Below are 2,055 nucleotides of genomic sequence, written 5' to 3' on the forward strand. Positions count from 1 at the left end.
CAACAAATCATCTGTTTTTTGCAAAGCAATTTGACTGATCATGGTATTTGAAAGCACATAAGCAGAAAATTCTTTTCCATACTTTTCTGCAATAGCTTCCTTGATTGGACCAAAGAAATTTGTCTTTTGTTCATCCACAATGGCACGTAGCTCTTTACTTTTTGCTCTTTCTTCTGGACTCAAAGGAGGGATGGCAGGTTTACTTTTCGAAATTTGCTTTTTATGAGCCAGCTCAAAAAGTTCTTCCATTCTTCGCTCTAGATCTTTTTGGCAAGTAGGCGTTTGTATTTTTCTGTAGACACCTTTAAATTTCATAAAATCTTCTACATACTTTTTACCAAGCGCCAAATCCCAAATCAAATCTTTGTGCATTACTTGGTAGCTGGGCTTATTCACTTCTTTGGCCAATTTCTCTCGCCAAATGAGAAGACCTTCTACAATAAACCACTCAAAAGCGTTGAGCATTTTCTTGTCTTTCATTTTGACATTAATCTCCTCGCTGTTATCTACGTATTCGGCCGTATCAAACAAAGCATTTTCTTGAGCAATCCAATCCAAACGGCCCAATTCCTCAGCTTTACGCATTAAAGCGTCTTTCAATTCAAATAGAAACAACACATCGTCTGCGGCGTATTTAATCTGCTCCTCGCTTAATGGGCGTTTAAACCAGTTACTCTTTTGTAACTTTTTATCCGTCTCCATACCCAGAACCTCAGCTAACATATTAGACAAGGAAGATGGAGGATAATTCAACAAACTTCGCACGATGGCTAAGTCCAAAATATTTTGTGCTTTACAACCCAAATGGTGTAAAAGACGTATGTCTTCTCCAAAAGCAAAAACCAATTTTTCAACTTCTGGATTTTTGAACACCTCAAAGAGTTCTTCCAAGTTTATTCCTTTTGCCAAAGGATCTATTAAATAACAATTCTTCTGATCGTAAATCTGAATTAAACACAGGTTAAATCCATAGCGGTAATGATTTTTATCGAATTCTAAATCTACAGCTATGCTTTTTTCGTTACAAATGGCTTGTACACATTGGTCAAGCTCCTCTTGTTTGGTAATGTATTGTATTTGCACGCGCTAAAATTACGTTTTTGCAAGAAATTGAAGGCACACAAAAGCGACTATCTCTTATTCTTTTACAAAACGCTTCGTCACCCAATCTCCTGTTTCCAATTTCAATTGCAGGAAATACACACCTGTTTGAAGCGCTTCCACGTTGATTGTTTGATAAACTCCTATTTCTGAGCGTTGTTCTTGTCCTAATGCATTTAAAATGCGTAATTCAAGAATTTTGTAGTCGGTGCTATACTGTAGTGAATTTGAGACAGGGTTTGGATAGAGACTTACACTAGCATTGAGCGTTTCCTCATCCACTGCAGAAAGGTAATACACACAGTGATCATCCAAATTCATCTCCCTGTTACTTACCATAAATTGGCCGGTTGTTGTTGATAAGCTAAAACTGTTGTTTGAAAACGAACTAGGAGTTGAATAAAATAAGGCGTCACTTACAGCGTAGGGCTGATCATCAGAGTAACAATTCGTTAAAACATCAGACGTAAACAAAGTATCGTGTTTAACAACCGCCAATTGAGGCTCTAATACTTCATTTGACTTTATTCCATAATACGGTCCTCTTTGAACGTATCTAATCGTTGTATCTTTCATAACTAACAGTCCAGTTGCTGCTCCAAAATCTATATGTTCTGCAACAATTTGCATTTCATTGTTAAGCTCCAGTGTAAAACCCATTCCGTAAGTCATTAAAAGGCTCGAATCCAAATAATTTACCATTCTGTAGTTTTCCTCTGACCATAACCATGTATTGTTAGAGAGCCAATATTGAAGTATTTTTAAGGATAAATCAGATCTATTCATGGTCATTAGCAACAAATTATGAGTTGGTCCGGCTAAAAGGAATATACTATCTTGAAAGAAACAAACTTGTCTTGGATCCGTTACATTATCCATTTCAACCGCCCTTTGTTTTACACCTAGTGTATCCATTTCAACCAATCTACTTCCTGTATTCAAACTTTGAAAGGA

The 2,055-nt window shown here is 36.6% G+C and carries 2 protein-coding genes; both read right to left on the reverse strand.

Going from position 1 to position 2,055, the window contains the following annotated elements; translation table 11 throughout:
- Positions 1–1,083, reverse strand: a 1,083-nt coding sequence (locus AC22ZQ_RS14310) for a ribonuclease D (protein WP_318959435.1), incomplete at its 3' end; no start/stop codon positions are given.
- 54 nt (positions 1,084–1,137) lie between these two features.
- Positions 1,138–2,055 (reverse strand): T9SS type A sorting domain-containing protein (locus tag AC22ZQ_RS14315; RefSeq protein ID WP_318959436.1); only part of this gene is annotated, 918 nt, incomplete at its 5' end.

The sequence above is a fragment of the Lishizhenia sp. genome, from assembly GCF_057456495.1.